Consider the following 19,350-nt stretch of genomic DNA (forward strand, 5'->3'; position numbering starts at 1 on the left):
CCTTATTTACTCCGGCCGCTGGGGACCAAATCGGTTCCCAACACTTTGACGAATACCATGCTGATGACGGCCACACACAGGAAGACGATCACGGACAACGCCGAACCCGCCCCGAAGTTCATCTGGGCGAACATCGTTTTGTAGGCGTAGATCGAAATCGTTTCCGTCGCATTACCGGGTCCCCCTCCCGTCAACACATACACCAAGTCAAAGATCCGGAATGCATCCAATGTCCGGAACAACAACGCCACTAAGATGGTCGGCTTCAACAACGGGAGCGTGATCTTCACAAACTTTTGAAACCTGCTGGCACCGTCCACTTCCGCCGCTTCATACAACGATTGCGGAATGGTTTGCAAACCGGCCAGCAGCAGCAACGCCATGAACGGGGTGGTTTTCCATACATCGGCGACGATGATGGCAAACATCGACCCCCATTTTGTTGTCAACAGTTCACCCATATTGGGCACGATGTGGAGTACCTCGAACAATTTGGCGACTATCCCGTTTTGACCGTCAAACAAAAACTTCCACATCAAGGCGGAAATGACCGTGGGAATGGCCCAAGGAATCAACACGGAAGCACGTACCCAGCCTCGTCCGATAAATTGCTTGTTCAACAACATCGCAATCCATAAGCCGAACACCAACTCCAAAGCGACGGAGATCACGGTAAACACCAGTGTGTTTTCCAACGAAGCCCACATCCGCGGGTCTTGAGCAAATTGTCGATAGTATTGGAGTCCGACATAGTTGGGTGAAATCAACGCGGATTGAAACCCGTCCGTCAAACCGATAACGTCTCTCGGTTTCTGAAGTACGCCTTGTTTTTTCATATCTTCCAGTTCAGTGCGAATGTGCGAAAGCGACTGTTTCACCTTTTGTGCGGTCTCGTTTTGGATGTTGGCATACTTCAAGTCGGGCGGAACCGGCTTAAAGTCCGTGAGCAAATCGTTTACTTGATCGTAACGCTTTTTTACCCCTTTTTCCTGGTTGAGAAGATCGCTCAGTTTTTGCACTTCATCCCGTATGGCCTGCAGCCGGTCTTTCTGTGCTTTGGCGTGCTGAATTTCAGAATCCAGAGCACTGATCAAAAACGGAGCAGTATTGAGATACCCTTCCATATCGATTCCGTATTGATCGTGTATCTCGGTTTTGGCCGGATTGTTTAACCGCACATCATGTAAGCTGATCCAAAAAGAACGGATCACCGGCCAGATCGCGATCAACAGAATGATGATCAGCGTAGGCAACACGAACAGATAGCCGATCGACCTTTCCGACAACTCCATACGCTTACCGATTTTCATGTTGCGTCACCACTTTGTTGAAGGCTGATCGGGAGGGAGATCCACCACTCCCACTTGGTTCTTTGAAAGAGGCCGGGAGCCGTACCCCGTCTACAACCGGAACGGTGAAACGATCTCCCGGCTCACTATCTCGCGGTCTTTCCATCACTTGTTTACTGTTTTACTACCTGTTTCAGTTTTTGCTCCATGTTCTTTACGGCTTGTTCCGCCGTTTGTTTCCCCACGATGGCTTTGGAAACTTCAATTTGGATGATGTCAGAGATTTTCGGGTAATCCGGGGATACCGGACGAGGCACAGCTGCACTGACTCCTTTGACAAAGTCCTTTTGGGCGAACAACGGGTTGGCATTTTTTACAGCCGGATCATTGTATGCCGGCAGATACGTCGGTGCCGATCCGCCATATTGCGCCGTGATTTTTTGACCTTCCAGACCCGTCATGAATTTCACCAGTTCCCAAGCCTCTTTCGGATGCTTGCTGTATCGGTTGATCCCCGTCATCCATCCGCCCAACGTGGCAGCCGAGCCATGGTCGCCGGCAGGCAACGGAGCGACGCCCACTTTATCCTTCACTTTGGACTGTGCCGGATCTTGCACCAGTGCATACATATACGGCCAGTTGCGAATCAAAGCTGATTGACCTTCCAGGAAGGCGGTATGGGATTCCAGCTCAGTAAAAGTGGTGATATTGCTCGGGACGAAGTCAGATTTGGTCACTTCGATCATTTTTTTCAAACCTTTGATGGTTTGCGGGCTGTTGATCACCACACGCCCTTGCTCATCCAGGATTTTACCGCCATAGGCAGAAATGAACTCCAAGAAGTTGCAGACCAACCCTTCATATTGTTTCGCCTGCATCAGATAACCGAATTTGGTGCCGCCTTTTCCCTTCGTCTGTTTGGCCATTTGAATCAGTTCGTCCCAGGTTTTCGGCGGTTGCTTGATCAGGTCTTTGCGGTAATACAAGAGACCGGCATCGATAAATTTGGGCATCACCCATTGCTTGCCCTCGAACTTACCCGCTTCGACCGCACCGGGTACGTATTGGTTCATATCGATCCGGTCTTTTTGGATAAACCGGTCCAGCGGCAAGAGATAGCCCGCCTGGGCAAACTCCGAAGGCCAAATCACGTCCAAGTCGAATACATCGATTTCAGACGATTTGCTGGAGAGCATCGTCACGTACTGGTCATGGCTCTGACCCGTATCGGCCGGCATCTCCCGCACGACGACATCAATGTTGGGGTGTGTTTTTTCAAATGCTTCGACAATCTTTTTCGTTGCCGGCGTTACATCTTTTCCCCGGGCATAGACGATCTTCACTTTGCCTCCGCTACCGCTGTCCGCATCGGAACCACCCGGGCTGCAAGCCGTCAGTGATACCGCCATTGTTAACGCAAGACCAGCACTCACCCATTTTTTCCACTGTTTCATGCGTGTTTCCCCTCCTGTTTGTTTCATTTACTACCGTCACTTCATGATGACCACAACCGCTGATGCCACCATTTGTGTTAACCTGCTCCTTCCCACCTCCTAGTCGGTCTCATCCAATGTAACGGGCTTTCCCGTACGGGAAGAGGTATAGATCGCATCCAATATGCGGTGAATGTAAACTCCTTGTTCCGGCCGGCAAATCGGTTCTTCTTTTCCTTCAGCGGCGTCCAGGAAATTTTGCAACAACAGCAATCGTTCATTTTGCCGTTCGGGGTACAACACCGAATCGACGGGAACACCCGCTTCCTCATGAAAAAGCGTGATTTTACCGGCATTGAAGTCCATGTTGACGCCGCCTTCCTCGCCGTACAATTGCACATAGGCGCGATCTTTCTCAATATGGGCGGCCCAACTGACGTCCAGGATCAGCGTGGTACCGTTTTCAAATTTGATCATGGCCACCGCCAGATCTTCCACGTCAAATACACCCTGATCATTCACGGTTCCCCAACCGAAAAGCCCTTTCTTTTTCGGGCCAAATACGCTGTACGTCTGACCGAACACGGTCACCGGCCGGGGATAGTCGATCAACCAAAGTGCCAGATCCAACACGTGTACACCGATATCGATGAGGGGGCCACCCCCCGCCTTCTCCATTGACGTAAACCAACTTCCCCAGCCAGGGATGCCGTTTCGCCGAATCCACCCCGTTTTCACATGATAGACAGTTCCCAGCTTGCCTTGATCCACCAGCCGTTTGAGTAACGTTGATTCTCCGCGGAAACGATTGTTTTGTCCGACCATCAGCACTTTGCCCGCCTGTTTGGCCGCATCCTCCATCGACTGCGCCTGGTCGGCGTTGAGCGCCATCGGTTTTTCGCACAAAACGTGTTTGCCTGAGGACAGCGCCTCCACCGCTACCGAGGCATGCAGAAAGTTGGGAAGGCAGAGAATGACTGCATCCAGATCATCCCGTTTCAGCATCTCCCGGTAATCGGTGTAAACGTGCGGAATACCGTGCCGGTCGGCGCGCTTCCGTGCTGTTTCCTCGTTTACGTCTGCGATGGCGAGGGCTTGCGCACGAGGCTCCTCTTGGATGGCGGCGAGGTGGGCTTCCGAAATCCCACCTGCGCCGATGATTCCGATCTTCCATGACTGTGTCATGACTGCTCCTCCAATTAGCCAACTTGGGTTGGTTGCAGTTGTACGATGCGTTTCTCTTCCGCAGACCGGATGGCCGCCAGAATGACTTCCAGCGATTTCTTCCCTTCCTCGCCCGAGATGAGAGGAGGTTCACCGGAGAGGATGCTGTGGACGAATGCGTCGATCACGCCGCTTTTGGTTTGTCCTCCCTCTTCGTTGGTGGCGATGGCGCCTACCTGATATCGTTCGACCGTGCCATCCCGAAGTTCGACGATCACTTGATCCACCGGGTCTACCCCAATTTTCATAGTACCGTTTTCACAATGTAAAATAGTGCTGTTATCTTCATTCGGATAATGTGTCCAGCTCGCTTCCATGGTACCGATTGCACCACCGCGAGTACGCAAAATGATCACCGCGTTATCGTCCACGTCCGTTTCTTCCTTGTGCAACGTGTCCACCAATGCACCCACTTCCACAATCTCATCCTGTAAGAGCCAACGGATCAGATCGGCCTTGTGGACACCCAAATCGCCCATTGCACCGACAAATGCCCGTTCTTTCCGGAAAAACCAACCGCCTTTTCCTTCAGCACTCCATTGTTCAGGACCGCCGTGGCCGAATGTCGTGCGAAACGTGAGCACTTTGCCCAATCTACCGCTCTCCAAAATCTCTTTCGCCTTAACGTGCGGCGGCATCAACCGCTGATTGTGTCCAATCATCAGGACCACACCGTTCTCCCGTGCCGCATCGATCATCGCCTGGGCTTCCTCACCGGATGTGGCCATCGGCTTCTCACACAATACATGTTTCCCCGCACGCGCCGCCGCGATCGTCATCGGACCGTGTTCCACGTTGGGCGTGCAAACGCTGACGGCATCGATCGCATCATCCTTCAGCAACTCCTGATAATCGGTATATACCTTGCCGCCATATTGATCAGCGAATGGTTTTGCCCGTTCTTCTACCACATCACAAAAAGCGACCAGTTCCACATGAGGATTTTCCGCGTATTCCGGAATATGACGATACTTGGCAATGCTTCCGCAACCGATAACACCCACTCGAATCTTGGCCATGTTTCATCCCCTCCTCCAATGTCTTTAGCCTTAGACCCACCACATATCGGTCAACTGTTCCTTCGGCAACACCTGTTTCAAGTTTTCAACCGCTTTTTGGAATCCTTCTTCCACCGACAGGAGAGCATCTTCATGCTCGATGCTGACGACGTAATCGTAACCCACCATCCGCAAGGCGCTCAGGATGTCCGCCCAAGTTTTCAGGTCGTGACCATAGCCAACGGTACGGAAAATCCAGGCCCGCTCCTGCATGTTGGCATACGATTGCATGTCCGTGAGCCCGTACATATTGACATTGTCGGGGTCGATGTAGGTGTCTTTTGCATGGAAATGGTGAATGGCGCCCGCTTTCCCCAGGATTTTCACCGCAGCCACCGGATCGATGCCTTGCCACCACAAATGGCTGGGATCCAGGTTGGCCCCGATTACCTCTCCCACTGCTTCACGCAGTTTCAACAACGTGGCAGGGGTGTGGACCAAAAATCCGCCGTGCAGTTCCAAAGCGATTTTCACATTGTGTTCTTCGGCAAATTTTCCCCACTCCCGCCAATAAGGAATCAGCTTCTCCTTCCACTGCCATTCCAGGATCTCTCGGTACTCATTGGGCCAGGGTGCGACGGGCCAACTGGGCATCTTGGCTCCTTCGTAAGCGCCGGGTGTGCCGGAAAAACAGTTGACAACCGGTACTTCCAGCTTTTCCGCCAGCAACACCGTTTTCACAAACGTGTCATGGGATTGCTGTGCAAACGTTTTCTCCGGTGTCAATGGATTACCGTGACAGCTTAGCCCACTGATGATCAGACCACGGTCTGAAATCGCTTTCTTGAAGGCGCGCAATTTTGATTCGTCCTCGAGCAACTCATCTGGATTGCAGTGCGCATTTCCCGGGTAATTACCCGTCCCGATCTCCACTGCATCCAGTCCGGCTGCTTTGACGTAATCGAGCATTTCCTCCAACGGCATCTGCGAAAACAAGACCGTGAACACACCGAGTTTCACAACGTTTCCCCCTTTTGTATGTAGCGATTGAGCATAGCGAGCAGTTCTTAAGCGAATTTTGAGATAATTGTGTGTAGATGCGCCGTTTTCGAAAAACACACACCTTTCGTCATATCGAAAACGTTTTCTCCACTTCTAGCATAAAAAATCATGCGCAAAGATGCAACCGTTTGTATGATTCAAAAATAAACATCCATCCCTTACTGAGAGAAATCCGCCCGTTTCAGTTGGTCTCTTACCTGCTCGTGGCTATAATAGATAGGGAATCACCGGAGGCCCACCTTCGGGATCATCGGCAATACTACGAACACATAACGAGGGATACCATGAGACTCAGAAGAAAACCGGAAGCAAAGGAATTTGTACGTCAACATCCACGGGTCATCAACGACCCGAAACAACTGCGCGGACAATGGCGCACATTTCTTCAGACCGATCGCCCGCTCCATGTTGAGTTGGGCACAGGCAAAGGACGATTTTTATCCACCATCTGCGCTGCGAAACCCAACATTCATTGGATCGGAGTCGAACGGGTTGAAGAAGTCCTGATGCAGGCGCTCAAAAAAGCGGATGAACAGGACTGCAGCAATCTCCACTTTCTTTGGATGGATATCGCGGAACTGGACGAGGTGTTCGACAGAGGGGAAGTGGCCCGTTTTTATCTGCATTTCAGCGACCCGTGGCCCAAAAAGCGGCATGCCAAACGCCGGCTGACGCACCGCGATTTTCTGGCCCAATACCAGAAAATCCTGGGACCGAAGGGGGAGCTGTTGCTCAAAACCGATCACCGGTCCTTGTACGAGTTTACACTGGAGGAACTCGCCGTATGCGGTTATACGGTGCTGGAGCAGAGTGAAGACCTGCATCGCAGCCCTTATAGCGAAGGCAACATCATGACCGAGTATGAAGAAAAATTCGTCGCCAAGGGAATGCCGATCTACTACCTGCTCGCCCGACCGCCGGTAGAATTTCCGGAAGAAGTGTTGGAGAAGAGAAGGAAAAGAAAGACTTGGCAGATCGACACGGGTCAAGAACAAGCAGATCATGAGACAAACCGGAATGATGACGTTTCTGATCCATTGACAGACCGGGATTAAAAAGTGGAAACATCCTTCAGCCGGACGATGCATACGTTCAGACGCTGCTTTCTCATTGACTTTTGCCGTATATGTTTTATAATAAGGTTTTGTATGGCTCAAATCTCCCTGGGGTTTGAGGATAGCACGCAAAGTGATGGTGATGGATCACCCTCACTGGTTCGCTCCGTGAATGACGGCTGTAACGTTTTCACGGATGTCCGGCTTTTCGCCGCTATCCGGAAAGTACGGGCAACTTCGCGAACCAGCCATCCCGTCATTTGCATTCCAACGCAAATGATGAAAGGGGAGCTTCAGTATGGCACGTTATACTGGACCTCGTTGGAAACTGAGCCGTCGTCTCGGCATTTCTCTGTCTGGCACCGGAAAAGAGTTGAAACGGCCGTATCCGCCGGGTCAACATGGTCCGGGGCAACGCCGGAAGCTGAGCCAGTACGGTCTTCAGTTGCAGGAAAAACAAAAACTGCGTCTGATGTACGGTCTGAACGAAAAACAATTCCGCAATCTCTTTGACCGTGCAGGCAAAATGCAAGGGGTTCACGGTGAGAACTTCATGAAGTTGCTCGAATCCCGCCTGGACAACCTGGTGTATCGCCTGGGCTTCGCCCGTACCCGTGCACAAGCACGGCAATTGGTGGTACATGGACACATCACGGTCAACGGGAAAAAAGTGGACCGTCCGTCCTATCAAGTACAGGTGGGCGACGTAATTGGCCTGCGCGAAAAGAGCCGCAACCTGCAAGTGGTCAAAGAAGCGCTGGAAGATCGGCAATTCCTGCCGGAATATCTCGAGTTCGACGAAAGCAAAATGGAAGGCACCTACAAACGTCTGCCTGAGCGTTCCGAACTCCCGGCGGAAATCAATGAGCGGATGATCGTGGAGTTCTACTCCCGTTAATCCTCTTTTTACCCAGCCACTCCATTCGTTTTGGATGGAGTGGTTTTTCTTTACAAATCATCCATTATGGGGTGATACAATGGCCACTTTTTTGTTGTTGCACAGTCCCTTCGTCGGTCCAGCCACATGGAACTGGGTTGCGCAAGTATTGAAACAACGAAAGATTCCCGCTATCGTTCCGATTTTGCGACATCGTAAAGATGAACCCCCGTATTGGAAACAACATGTGGAGCAAGTTGTGACGGCCTTGGAACATCTCACGCCCAAAGAGCCTATCATTCTGGTGGCACACAGTGGTGCGGGCGTACTGATCCCGGCCGTGGCCGACGCCATCCAGCAACCGGTCATCGGTTCCGTTTTTGTCGATGCTCTCATTCCCCAAGATGGGAAAAGCCGATTGGATTTGTACAATACAAAAGAAGCAGCGGACGAATTCCGCCGGCAAGCACGGGACGGCATGATTCCACCATGGACCGAAGATGATCTGAAGACGGCGATCCCCGCACCTTCCGTGCGTCGCGCCTTTGTGGCCCAATTGTACGCGACGCCGCTGGCCATGTACGAAGAGGCCATCCCCGTCCCGGACGGTTGGCCTGACCATCCTTGCGTCTACTGGAAATGGACGGAACACTACGAATCGCAACGCCGAATCGCGGAGCAAGCAGGTTGGCGCTGCATCGAAACAAAAGTCGGCCACTTTTACCTGTTGCAGGAACCAGAAGTGGTCGCCGATCAACTGGTGGAAATTGGTAACCATTTGTTGCAGCAAGCCGGTTTGGAACCGTTTTGACAACAAGGACGCATCCCACCATCGCAACTAAAACGGGAAGGGCCCGATTTCTCGTCAAGTGAAGCAATTCCAGAAACGAGAAAATCGGGCCCGCTTTTTTGTTAAACCAACTTCACTTTAGCAAATTTGCGTTTTCCCACCTGTACCACCATTCCATCCTCAACAGGAAGATGCTGATCGACATCCGTCACTTTTTCTTGGTTGACGCGAACCGCCCCCTGCTGGATCATCCGACGCGCTTCGCCATTAGACGAAACCAACTTCAAGGTGGACAGCAGTTGCACCACCCACATCTTGCCGTCTTGAAGTTGACCCGCCGCGATCGTCACTTCCGGGATATCTTCCGGCAGGGCATTTTGCTGAAACACTTGGCGGAAATGGCGTTCAGCCTCGTCAGCGGCCTCCCGTCCGTGATACATGCGCACCAGGGTATGAGCCAGCTTCATTTTGGCGTCCCGTGGATGAATGGTCCCGTCGGCCAGCCCTTTTTTCAGCTTCTCCAACTCTTCGTTGGACAGATCGGTCGCCAGCTCAAAGTATTTCACCATCAATTCGTCCGGGATGGACATGGCTTTTCCGTAAATCTCCTGCGGCGGTTCCTGGATGCCGATGTAGTTGCCCAAGCTTTTGCTCATCTTTTTGACGCCGTCCAACCCCTCCAACAGCGGCATCATCATGATGACCTGTTCGGGCAGACCGTATTCGCGTTGGAGTTGGCGACCCATCAGCAGGTTGAACTTTTGGTCCGTTCCTCCCAGTTCAATATCGCTTTTCAGTGCGACTGAATCATAGCCCTGCATCAACGGATAGAAAAATTCATGCACACTGATCGCCTGGCCGCTGTGATACCGCTTAGAGAAATCGTCCCGCTCCAGCATCCGGGCGACTGTGCATTTGGCGGCCAGTTCGGCTACTTCAGCAAATGTCATCGGCGACAGCCACGTACTGTTGAAATGGATTTCCGTTTTGGATTGATCCAGCACCTTGAACAACTGGTCGGTGTAGGTTCGGGCGTTTGCCTTCACCTCTTCTTCCGACAACTGACGACGGGTCTCCGATTTTCCCGTCGGATCGCCGATCCGACCCGTAAAATCGCCGATCACCAATTGGACGACGTGCCCCAGTTCTTGGAACTGGCGCAGTTTGTGCAATACCACCGTATGACCGATGTGGATATCCGGCGCGGTGGGATCCAATCCCAATTTCACCTTGAGCGGCCGGTTGGTTTCAATGGAGTGACGCAGTTTTTCCTTCAATTCTTCCTCCGGGATGATCTCGGCCACACCGCGGCGGATGACAGCCAACTGCCGCTCGATCTCCCGTTGAACTTCCGGTTTGATCTCCGTCGTGCTCATTTCCATCCCTTCCTTCTTCGTTAACATAAAAAAACCCCATCCTCAAGGGACGAGGTTCACCCGCGGTACCACCCTTTTTGAAAGCAATGCTGCTTTCCGCTCGTTCGGATAACGGGTAAGTCACCCCCGTCGCACGAAGCCTGGACCTGTCTGGTCAATCCCCTTTTTCCGAATGACCATAAACAGTCCAATCGGCCTCATGCGAAGCTCCCAGGTGTAATTCGCACGGCGGGAACCACTGGTTCACACCAACCACCAGCTCTCTGTAGGGTCCGATCCGCCGGCTACTCGTCCTGTTCATCACTGCTCTCTGATGGACGCGTCGCAAATTGACGCGATTTTGTCGAAGATTTCAATGATCCTCCCAAACAATGCCTGTGATATAATATTACCGTTAAACGAGGAGGGTATCAAGCGATGGAACACCGTGATTCACCTTCATCCCCGGCGGCAAAAAAACAGTCGCTGGGTTTCCGGATTTTCAAAGGCTTTCTCTATTCTTTATTCTTCGCTGTGATCCTGATACTCACGTTGTCGATTGGTGCCGCAGGTGTCGTTGCGGGTTACGTCGCTTCGCTGGTCAAAGATCAGCCAGTGCTGAGCAAGGCCGACTTTGAGAAGAAATTAACGGGATGGTCTCAAAACAGCCAAGCGTTTTTCCGTGACGGGCAACTGATCGGCCAGCTCAGGGGGGACGAAAACCGGAAAATCGTGACTGCGGAGCAAGTGAGCCCCTATCTGATCAAGGCTTTCATCGCAACGGAAGATCAACAGTTCTACGAACATCACGGAGTGGTTCCCAAAGCCCTGTTTCGTGCGGCCCTGCAACAGGTGATGCATAGCTCGGTGACCACCGGCGGCAGCACGATCACACAACAGGTCGTCAAGAACACCATCTTGCAAGACCAGTCGCAAACCCATGAACGCAAGGCGCGGGAAATCTTCATCGCGTTGCGCATGGAAAAGATGTTCAGCAAAAAGGACATTCTGAACGCGTATCTGAACAGCACATACTACGGAAAAGATCCCAACGGCCGCAATATGTTGGGAGTGGAAGCTGCGGCTAAGGGGATCTTTGACGTCAGCGCCAAAGATCTCAACTTGGCACAAGCCGCCTACATAGCAGGTATGGTCCAACGGCCCAACGCATACAACCCGTTTTTTGCCGACGACGGTTCCACGCTGAAAGCCGGGAAAGAGCGCATGAAGGTCGTGCTGGACCGGATGCTGAAAACCCATAAGATCACCAAGCAGGAATACGACCAAGCGTTGGCGTTCAACCTGCAGGCCTCACTGGCCAAACCGAAACCCAGCGCCTATGAGAAGTACCGGTATGTAATGGACGCGGTCGAAAAACAAGCGGCTGAAGCCCTTATGAAAGTAGATGGTCTGGATCCGGCTCAGCTGAGAAAGCAGGGCAAGTATTGGGCTACGATGGAAGAATACCGGAAACGGGTGCTAACGGGCGGATACCATATCGAAACGACCCTTGACAAAAATCTGTTGGATACGATGGAACAAACCACCAATCGGATTAAGTTCGCTCCTCCGGCCAACATCCGGGTGAAAGTGGGGCCCAAAGGCAACCGCAAATGGGTGGTGAAAAAGAACCAACTGCAACAGGTCGGCGCCACGTTGATCGATGTAAAAACGGGGGCGTTGCTGGCATTCGTCGGCGGACGGGAGACCAAAGTGAATCACGCGCTGGACTATCCGCGCCAACCCGGATCTACGATAAAACCCTTGCTGGATTACGGACCGGCGCTCGATCTCGGTCTGATCACACCGGAAACGAAGATCAAGGACGAAGAGCTGAAAGCAGCGGACGGTACGGGTAAAACCTATAAAAATGCCAACAAAAAATATGCAGGAGACGTGACGGCCCGCGAAGCATTGGCCAAATCGCTCAACATCCCGGCCATCAAGGTGTTCCGGATGGTAGGTAAGGAACGTGCCTTCAGCTACCTGGAGAAAATGGGCTTCCGATTCCATCCGTACGACGGGGAAGCTTCCGCCATCGGCGGACTTACCTACGGCTTCACGGTTCAGCGGATGACTGCCGGATATGCGGCCTTAGCCAATCATGGTCAATTCAACGAGCCGTACATGATTCAGAAAATCATCGATTCCTCCGGGAAAGTGGTGTATGAACACAAACAGAAACCTGTACAGGTTTACTCTCCGAATGCCGCATACACCACTACTGACATGTTGCGCGATGTGATCAAAAACGGCACAGGAAAACTGATCGGTCAACGGATCCGCGGTTACGACATCGCGGGCAAATCGGGAACCACGCAAAATCAATACGACGTGTGGTTCATCGGTTATTCCCCCCGCGTGGCGTTGGGCGTATGGGTCGGATACGACTACAACAAAAAGATGTACAACGATACCGTTGCGAAGGAAGCATGGGCCACTTATTTCAAGGCGATCATGCAGTCTGACCCCAATCTTCAACCTAAGGGCGAACGTTTCGTCGCCCTGGGTGTGCAATAATGTCGAAATATGCTAAATATACAGCAAACTGGTATGGGCTCCATCGCCACGGATGATCAAATGAGAACGTGTCTGTTACATGCATTCTGATGCTGGTGAGAATCACTATGCTCAAATGTCAGTCAACCTGCAAAAAACTACTCTTCTTACGCCATTACCAGACATGCTCGGCACGGTGTTCCTCGTTACTATCAAAAAACCCCCGGGTATAAACCCGGGGGTTTTTCTGCTTCTACTCTTAATCTTCCATCGTTGACAAGTCGCCGGTAGGTAATCCCAACTCCCAAGCTTTGAGTACACGCCGCATGATTTTTCCGCTGCGCGTTTTGGGCAGTTTGTCCTTGAATTCGATTTCGCGCGGGGCTGCGTGAGCCGCCAGTTTCTCCTTTACATGCTTCCGGATCTCCTCTTTCAGCTCTTCGGACGGCTGATATCCCGACCGGAGTGCCACAAACGCCTTGATGATCTGTCCCCGGACGGGATCCGGTTTGCCGATGACGCCCGCCTCCGCCACCGCTGGGTGCTCCACCAGTTTGCTTTCCACTTCGAACGGTCCCACATTTTTTCCGCCGGTGACGATCACGTCATCCAACCGTCCCTGGAACCAGAAGTACCCCTCTTCATCCATATAGGCGGAGTCACCTGAGATGTACCATCCCGGAATGCGGAAATACTCTTGGTATTTCTCAGGGTTTTTCCATATGGCACGCATCATGGACGGCCAAGGTGTGCGGATGGCCAGGTTACCCATTTGGTAGGGCGGCAGTTCGTTACCCTCGTCGTCGATGATCGCCGCCTTCACACCGGGAATCGGTCGTCCCATCGAGCCGGGCTTGATCTCCATGGACGGGTAGTTGGCAATCAGAATGGCGCCGGTCTCGGTCATCCACCACGTGTCATGGATACGTTGATTGTACACCTTCATTCCCCAACGGATCACTTCCGGGTTGAGCGGCTCACCCACGCTTAATACATGGCGCAGGGAAGAGAGGTCGTATTTTTTTACCACATCATCCCCCGCCGCCATTAACATGCGGAAAGCCGTCGGTGCACTGTACCAGACGGTGACCTTGTACTTTTCAATGGTTTGGTACCAATCGTCCGGGCTAAATCGTCCGCCGCGCACCACATTGGTGACCCCGTTGAGCCACGGCGCGAAGATACCGTAGGAAGTGCCCGTCACCCAACCGGGGTCCGCCGTGCACCAATATACGTCGTCCTCCTTGAAGTCCAGCACCCACTTACCTGTCTGGTAATGCTGGATCATGGCATTATGAACATGATACACTCCCTTGGGTTTCCCGGTCGACCCGGAAGTGTAGTGAATCAGCATTCCATCCTCGCGGTCCACCCACTCAATGTCCAATTCCGGTGAAGCATTCGCCATTTCCTTGTGAAAATCATAGTAGCCTTCCGGCAGTTCCCCCTGCGCACCCACCAGAATGATGTGCTTGAGTGCCGGCAACTCATCCACCGGAACACGCGGCAACAAAGCGGGAGTCGTTACCAAGGCGACCGCTTCGCTGTTTTCCAGCCGATCGCGAACAGCCGCTTCCATAAACGCTTCAAACAACGGGCCCACGATGGCCCCGATTTTGATCGCTCCAAAAAAGCTGAAATATAATTCCGGAGTGCGGGGCATGAAAATAAAGACACGATCCCCTTTTTGGATACCGATTTTACGGAGTACATTTCCAAAACGGTTGGATTTCTCTTTCATCTCAGCAAAGGTATAGCGTTCCTCTCGGTTGGGATCGCTGTAGATCAGAGCCAGTTTGTTTTTTCTTTCTTCCGACTCGGCGTGACGATCAATCGCTTCGTATGCGGCGTTCACCTTACCTGTCTCGTACCAGGAAAAAGCCTTTTCTGCTTCCTTCCAATCAAATTCGCGAGCGGTCTTTTCGTAGTCCGGCAGGTTGGCTTCCTTCACGGTCACAGCCAAGCGTTCCGTCTCCATCATTTTCATTTTCTGCCCTCCTTGTTTCGTCGACCCTCGTGAAAACGCCTTCATTATCCACTATTATAACATAGATTGAAACATTCGCAATTTATATGACACAACAACCGCCGACCTTCCATTTGGCAGGCGGTTGCGACAATTGTCCTCTGATATCATTCATCGCAACGATGCTTTTCATTCTTTTCGAAATAGTGCCTGATTAAGTGAAAAACCGTCTTCCGCCCTCTGCTCCACATCCTTACGTTGAAGCCGTTCGGCAGAAAGACGGCTTTCGCTCGTGTACCAGTTTGTCAACAGGTTCTCTCTTGGGCCGGCAGTTCCATTTCCGGATACATTCTATCCGTTCCACCGGTTTAACATCTCCCGCACGATTGCGCAGGATCGTTCAGCGGCCAGCTTCGTAAATTCGGCAAAGTTAACGTTGGCCGAATGATCCGCCCTGTCAGACATGGAGCGGATCACGACGTACGGAACTCGGTTCGCGTAGCAAACGTGGGCCACAGCGGCCCCTTCCATCTCCACGCAGACGCCCTCCCATTTTTCTCGCAGTTCGGCCACTTTTTCCGAGCTGGAGATGAATTGATCACCGGACAACACTTTTCCTTTCACCGTTTTGACATCCGCCGCTTGCTGGGCCGCCTCCTCAGCCAACCGTATCAAACGTTCATCGGCGGGAAAGACCGAGACCGCCTGGAACGGGATTTGACCGGGAGCGAAACCCAAAGCCGTAACATCCATATCATGTTGTTGACATGACGTGGAAATCACCAGATCCCCGATGTCCAGATCCGGGTGCAATGCCCCCGCCACACCGGTAAACACGATCGCCTTTACGTTGAATCGGTCGATCAGGATTTGCGTGCAGATCGCCGCATTCACTTTGCCCACACCGGACTTGCACACTACGGCGTCCGTACCGGCCAACCGACCCCGGTGATAACGGATGCCGGCGTGCTCCTCCACTTGTTCGGTTTCCATTTCCTCCAGAAACAGAGCGACTTCTTCCTCCATCGCCCCGATTACACCGATTGTCAACGAACGTTCTCCTCTCTCCCGTTAATTTTCACAGCTCTTGTATCCGAGTGGAATCGCGCAACTCCAACCGATATTGCAATACTACCTGCGCACTCTCCACCGGCTCGTCGTTCATGTATTTGGTCAACAAGCGCATGGCCACAGCGCCGATGTCATACATCGGCACGGCCACCGTGCTTAACAACGGGCGCACTCGCGTGGCCAGCGGAATATCGTCGAATCCGATGATGGAGATGTCTTCCGGCACGGATCGACCGGCATCCTGCACCGCATGTAAAGCTCCGACGGCCATTTCATCACTGCAGGCAAATACGGCGGTAGGCGGTTGATCGGTTTCCAAGAGACTGTGCATCGCTTCCAATCCGGAACGGTAACGATAGTCACCGATACGGACCAATTCCTCGTTGAAAGGCAATCCATTCTCTTCCAATGCTTGTTTGTAGCCCAAGTAACGGGAATAGCCGTTGACCGGATCAGTCAGCGGGCCGCCGATCAAGGCAATGCGTTCGTTACCCTCCCGGATCAGCGCCGTAGTTGCTTCCTTGGCGGCCTGTACCTGATCGATGACCACAGACGGGCGGTCACCTACAGGATCTTGCGTTCCAGCCAATACGATGGGCACATGCGCTTCGGCAAAGACCTGTCGATGCTCGTCCGTCACTTCACCGCCGAGGAACAGCAGCCCGTCCACCTGTTTCTCCAAAAACGTCTCGATCAGCTGTAATTCTTTGTCCTTTTTGTTGTCCGAGTTACTCAGGATGATATTGTAGTGATACATGTTGGCGATATCCTCAATGCCCCGCGTTAACTCAGCAAAAAATGCATTGGAAATGTCGGGGATGATCACCCCCACAGTTGTCGTCCGTTTGCTGGCCAATCCCCGCGCGACTGCATTGGGCCGATATCCGAGATTGCGGATTGTTTCCAATACCTTTTTTCTTGTAGCGGGTTTCACATTGGGATTTCCATTGACCACACGCGAAACCGTTGCCATGGATACACCGGCTTCCCGTGCCACATCATAAATGGTAACTGCTTCTCGTTTCTTCCCCATTGTTATCTTCCACACCCAATTTACATTTTTTTCACGTTCCGTTATCCAACATCACCGCTGGGGAGCGGCTTCCTTTCAATGGAAACCGTCCCATTCATCGTGATGATCGTCCTCTATCTCAATATCACATTTTACCACAGGATTTCACGTATTTTCATCGAGTCCCACCAGTTTCCTCATTAGCTTGTCCGGAAATCAAAAAAAGAACCGGAGTCACCTCGGCTCTTTTTCTTTCCTTCAGGAGCCGGACAATTGCAGCACATACGGCAAGGTTTCCCCCGTCACACTCGTCCATGCTTGTGGAGTGCCGCGATTGATCCATATCACCGGCATTTTGGGCGCCCACGCCTCAAACAGCGGACGGGCCGGTACCAAACGAGGGGTAAGCGTCGGCGTATCGGGATGTTTTTGTTTCCAATCCTCCAACAAAGCCATTGCATGGGATTCTGATGTGAACAAGTCGATCATAAGATGACCGCTGTCCTGTGTCAACGGCACCAATTCTCCTCGACTATCGACAATCACCCAGACGGACTGTAATTCAGCCAATGCCCTGCACACTTCCCAACCATTGGCAATCCCTTGCCCCTGACGAATCGCCTGTTCCAACGCTTGTAATCCAGCTTGAGCGGAAGCGGCCGATTCTTCGGCTTGCGCGTCAGCAGACTGGGAAGCTGTGGGAGTAGCTGAAGGTGACGTGTTCGGTGACGGTGTTTGTTGCAACGGTGGCGTATCGTCGCTTTGTCGAATTAATGCCTCCATATGCCGGGCTTCCAGCATTACTTGTTCGGGATAACCAAACTGCAAAAATGGCGCCTCAGCCCCTACCTCCTGACAGCGCCGGGCAATCCGGGACCACGGAATAAACGTCGTCGTTCCACCGCATTGGCGGCTGATCTGCTCGCAATCTTCCTCCGTCGCATACACCGCAACCGTGTATGTATCCTTGGCATATTCCACCAACAACATCTGTTCATCCCTTACCGGCACCCAGCCACCGCCTTTGCGACCCAATTGTGCCACGGCATATTCCCTCCACAACCGTGCGGCCGTGGTACGGTCCAAAGTCATTCGGGTGGGATGTCCGGGATTCACCACAAAGCCGTCGTGACCGGCACGCAGCGTTTTGGGGACCAGTGTCCAAGCAGATTCCGCCATCAATCGGGGCGATCCCGGTGTTTGCAATCGGATCGCTTGCAAAGCTTCCGGATCCATCACCAACACCAGTCGTTTGTTTTGCGGTGAGGGACCCGGTGCCAAGACGGGTTTTTCACTCCCCCCCTGTTCCGTTGCCAGCATCAGCGTACGCAAGGGGGTCCCGTTTTTTGCCAGATGGATAAACCAATCATCCTGCGTCATCCGTCCGGCCGAGACTTCATGCAACCACATCTGCTCATTCTGAACGGCCTGCATCCATTCGTGTTGACTCACCTGATTCGCCCCCTTTTTCCTTTTTAACCACATTGTAACGCAAAAAAGGGAGAAATGGAGACGGAAGCCCCATTTCTCCCCAAACTGTCGATAATGTAGCTCTGGACTTCGGCCACCCTTCACAAACGGAAGTGATGATTTCACACCAAATCGTACGTTTGACGCAATTGCATCAGCAATTCTTCCAGTTGGTTGAGATTGATTTGCTGCCCGGCATCTGACAACGCCACCGAAGGCTCCGGATGAGCCTCCACCATGATGCCATCCGCCCCCGCAGCCAATGCCGCTTTGGCGATGGGCAACAGGATATCACGCCGGCCGGTGGAGTGACTGATGTCCACCAACACGGGCAGATGGCTTTCTTGTTTCAAAATGGGAACAGCCGAAATATCGAGTGTATTTCGCGTCCATTTTTCATAAGTACGAATGCCGCGCTCGCACAGGATGACCTGTGTGTTGCCGCGGGAGACAATATATTCCGCCGCAAACAGGAATTCCTCCAGTGTCGCCGCCAAGCCGCGTTTCAATAGCACGGGCTTACGAACAGAGCCTGCCGCTTTCAAGAGCTCAAAGTTCTGCATATTACGTGCACCGATCTGGATCACATCTACATATTGAGTCGCCATCTCGATATCGGCCGGATGAACAATTTCACTGACCACTTTCAAGCCGAATTCATCAGCCACCCGGCGCAGGATTTTTAGCCCCTCTTCTCCCAAGCCCTGAAAGTCGTAGGGAGACGTGCGCGGTTTGTACGCACCGCCACGGATCAAGCGAATTCCCAATTTGCTCATCGTTTGCGCCACTTGCCGAACTTGTTCCTCCGATTCGACCGAGCAAGGTCCCGCCACCATGACGTTACGCTCCCCGCCGACCGGAAAATCGCCCACCATGACGACGGTGTCCTTCGACTGACGCTTCCGGCTGACCAACAATGCCTTTTTGTGGTCATCTTCCAACAGGCTCAATGAAGCCTTGAAAATCTGCTTGAACAGATGGCGGACGGTATTGTCGTCAAACGGTCCTTCGTTATGTTCCACAATTCGTTCCAGCATGTCTTTTTCCCGAATGGGATCGAACTTTTGAACACCGTATCGTTTTTTGATTTCCCCGATTTCCTTTACCACTGACGCACGTTCATTGATGATCCGAAGCAATTGCAAGTTGATGTCGTCCAGCTTCTGCCTCAACTTTTCAATCTGTTGGTGACTCAATACTCTCCCCACCCATCCCTTATGAAAAATTTTCGCTTATTATAGCGCAGAAG

General features: G+C 52.4%; 15 protein-coding genes and 1 other annotated feature. Of the genes, 4 read left to right on the forward strand and 11 right to left on the reverse strand.

Going from position 1 to position 19,350, the window contains the following annotated elements; translation table 11 throughout:
• Positions 1-2 precede the first annotated feature (2 nt).
• The 5 genes from KI215_RS12115 to KI215_RS12135 form a co-directional block, all read right to left on the reverse strand.
• Positions 3-1,310 carry a carbohydrate ABC transporter permease gene (locus KI215_RS12115; protein ID WP_212772981.1) on the reverse strand — a complete coding sequence of 436 codons (1,308 nt, stop codon included), beginning with the start codon at positions 1,308-1,310 and terminating at the stop codon, positions 3-5.
• Between the two features lie 152 nt (positions 1,311-1,462).
• The gene (locus KI215_RS12120) at positions 1,463-2,743 is read right to left on the reverse strand and encodes an ABC transporter substrate-binding protein (RefSeq protein WP_212772982.1); all 1,281 of its coding nucleotides are present in this window, start codon (positions 2,741-2,743) and stop codon (positions 1,463-1,465) included.
• 99 nt (positions 2,744-2,842) lie between these two features.
• Entirely contained in the window at positions 2,843-3,907 is a 1,065-nt protein-coding gene (locus KI215_RS12125) for a Gfo/Idh/MocA family protein (protein ID WP_212772983.1), read from the reverse strand.
• A gap of 14 nt (positions 3,908-3,921) precedes the next feature.
• Positions 3,922-4,965 carry a Gfo/Idh/MocA family protein gene (locus KI215_RS12130; protein WP_212772984.1) on the reverse strand — a complete coding sequence of 348 codons (1,044 nt, stop codon included), beginning with the start codon at positions 4,963-4,965 and terminating at the stop codon, positions 3,922-3,924.
• A 30-nt stretch (positions 4,966-4,995) separates the two neighbouring features.
• On the reverse strand, positions 4,996-5,964 hold the full coding sequence (locus KI215_RS12135) for a sugar phosphate isomerase/epimerase family protein (RefSeq protein WP_212772985.1): 969 nt from the start codon (positions 5,962-5,964) through the stop codon (positions 4,996-4,998).
• Between the two features lie 326 nt (positions 5,965-6,290).
• On the opposite strand from KI215_RS12135, the gene trmB reads away from it, so the two are divergent.
• The 3 genes from trmB (at position 6,291) to KI215_RS12150 (ending at position 8,749) form a co-directional block, all read left to right on the forward strand.
• Positions 6,291-7,061, forward strand: a complete 771-nt coding sequence (gene trmB, locus KI215_RS12140; protein ID WP_212772986.1) for a tRNA (guanosine(46)-N7)-methyltransferase TrmB — start codon at positions 6,291-6,293, stop codon at positions 7,059-7,061.
• Between the two features lie 298 nt (positions 7,062-7,359).
• On the forward strand, positions 7,360-7,959 hold the full coding sequence (gene rpsD, locus KI215_RS12145; RefSeq protein ID WP_212772987.1) for a 30S ribosomal protein S4: 600 nt from the start codon (positions 7,360-7,362) through the stop codon (positions 7,957-7,959).
• Positions 7,960-8,038: 79 nt separating this feature from the next.
• Positions 8,039-8,749, forward strand: coding sequence for an alpha/beta hydrolase (locus KI215_RS12150; RefSeq protein WP_212772988.1), 711 nt, complete (start codon positions 8,039-8,041; stop codon positions 8,747-8,749).
• 101 nt (positions 8,750-8,850) lie between these two features.
• Here the strand turns inward: KI215_RS12150 and tyrS are convergent, their stop codons facing one another.
• Positions 8,851-10,104 carry a tyrosine--tRNA ligase gene (gene tyrS, locus KI215_RS12155; RefSeq protein ID WP_212775183.1) on the reverse strand — a complete coding sequence of 418 codons (1,254 nt, stop codon included), beginning with the start codon at positions 10,102-10,104 and terminating at the stop codon, positions 8,851-8,853.
• Between the two features lie 42 nt (positions 10,105-10,146).
• Positions 10,147-10,414, reverse strand: a binding site (T-box leader).
• Positions 10,415-10,521: 107 nt separating this feature from the next.
• Between tyrS and KI215_RS12160 the strand changes: the two genes are divergently transcribed.
• Entirely contained in the window at positions 10,522-12,603 is a 2,082-nt protein-coding gene (locus KI215_RS12160) for a transglycosylase domain-containing protein (protein ID WP_212772989.1), read from the forward strand.
• Positions 12,604-12,841: 238 nt separating this feature from the next.
• On the opposite strand, the gene acsA is transcribed toward KI215_RS12160, so the two are convergent.
• The 5 genes from acsA to KI215_RS12185 form a co-directional block, all read right to left on the reverse strand.
• On the reverse strand, positions 12,842-14,569 hold the full coding sequence (acsA, locus tag KI215_RS12165; RefSeq protein ID WP_420830132.1) for an acetate--CoA ligase: 1,728 nt from the start codon (positions 14,567-14,569) through the stop codon (positions 12,842-12,844).
• A gap of 330 nt (positions 14,570-14,899) precedes the next feature.
• Positions 14,900-15,598 carry a 5'-methylthioadenosine/adenosylhomocysteine nucleosidase gene (locus tag KI215_RS12170; protein WP_212772990.1) on the reverse strand — a complete coding sequence of 233 codons (699 nt, stop codon included), beginning with the start codon at positions 15,596-15,598 and terminating at the stop codon, positions 14,900-14,902.
• 28 nt (positions 15,599-15,626) lie between these two features.
• Complete coding sequence (ccpA, locus tag KI215_RS12175) at positions 15,627-16,652, reverse strand: catabolite control protein A (protein WP_212772991.1); 1,026 nt, start codon at positions 16,650-16,652, stop codon at positions 15,627-15,629.
• 237 nt (positions 16,653-16,889) lie between these two features.
• On the reverse strand, positions 16,890-18,083 hold the full coding sequence (locus KI215_RS12180; protein ID WP_212772992.1) for a hypothetical protein: 1,194 nt from the start codon (positions 18,081-18,083) through the stop codon (positions 16,890-16,892).
• A gap of 140 nt (positions 18,084-18,223) precedes the next feature.
• A complete protein-coding gene (locus KI215_RS12185) occupies positions 18,224-19,297 on the reverse strand; it encodes a bifunctional 3-deoxy-7-phosphoheptulonate synthase/chorismate mutase (protein WP_212772993.1) in 1,074 nt (357 codons plus the stop codon).
• Between the last annotated feature and the right edge of the window lie 53 nt (positions 19,298-19,350).

This window comes from Polycladomyces abyssicola, from assembly GCF_018326425.1.
GTDB lineage: Bacteria > Bacillota > Bacilli > Thermoactinomycetales > JIR-001 > Polycladomyces > Polycladomyces abyssicola.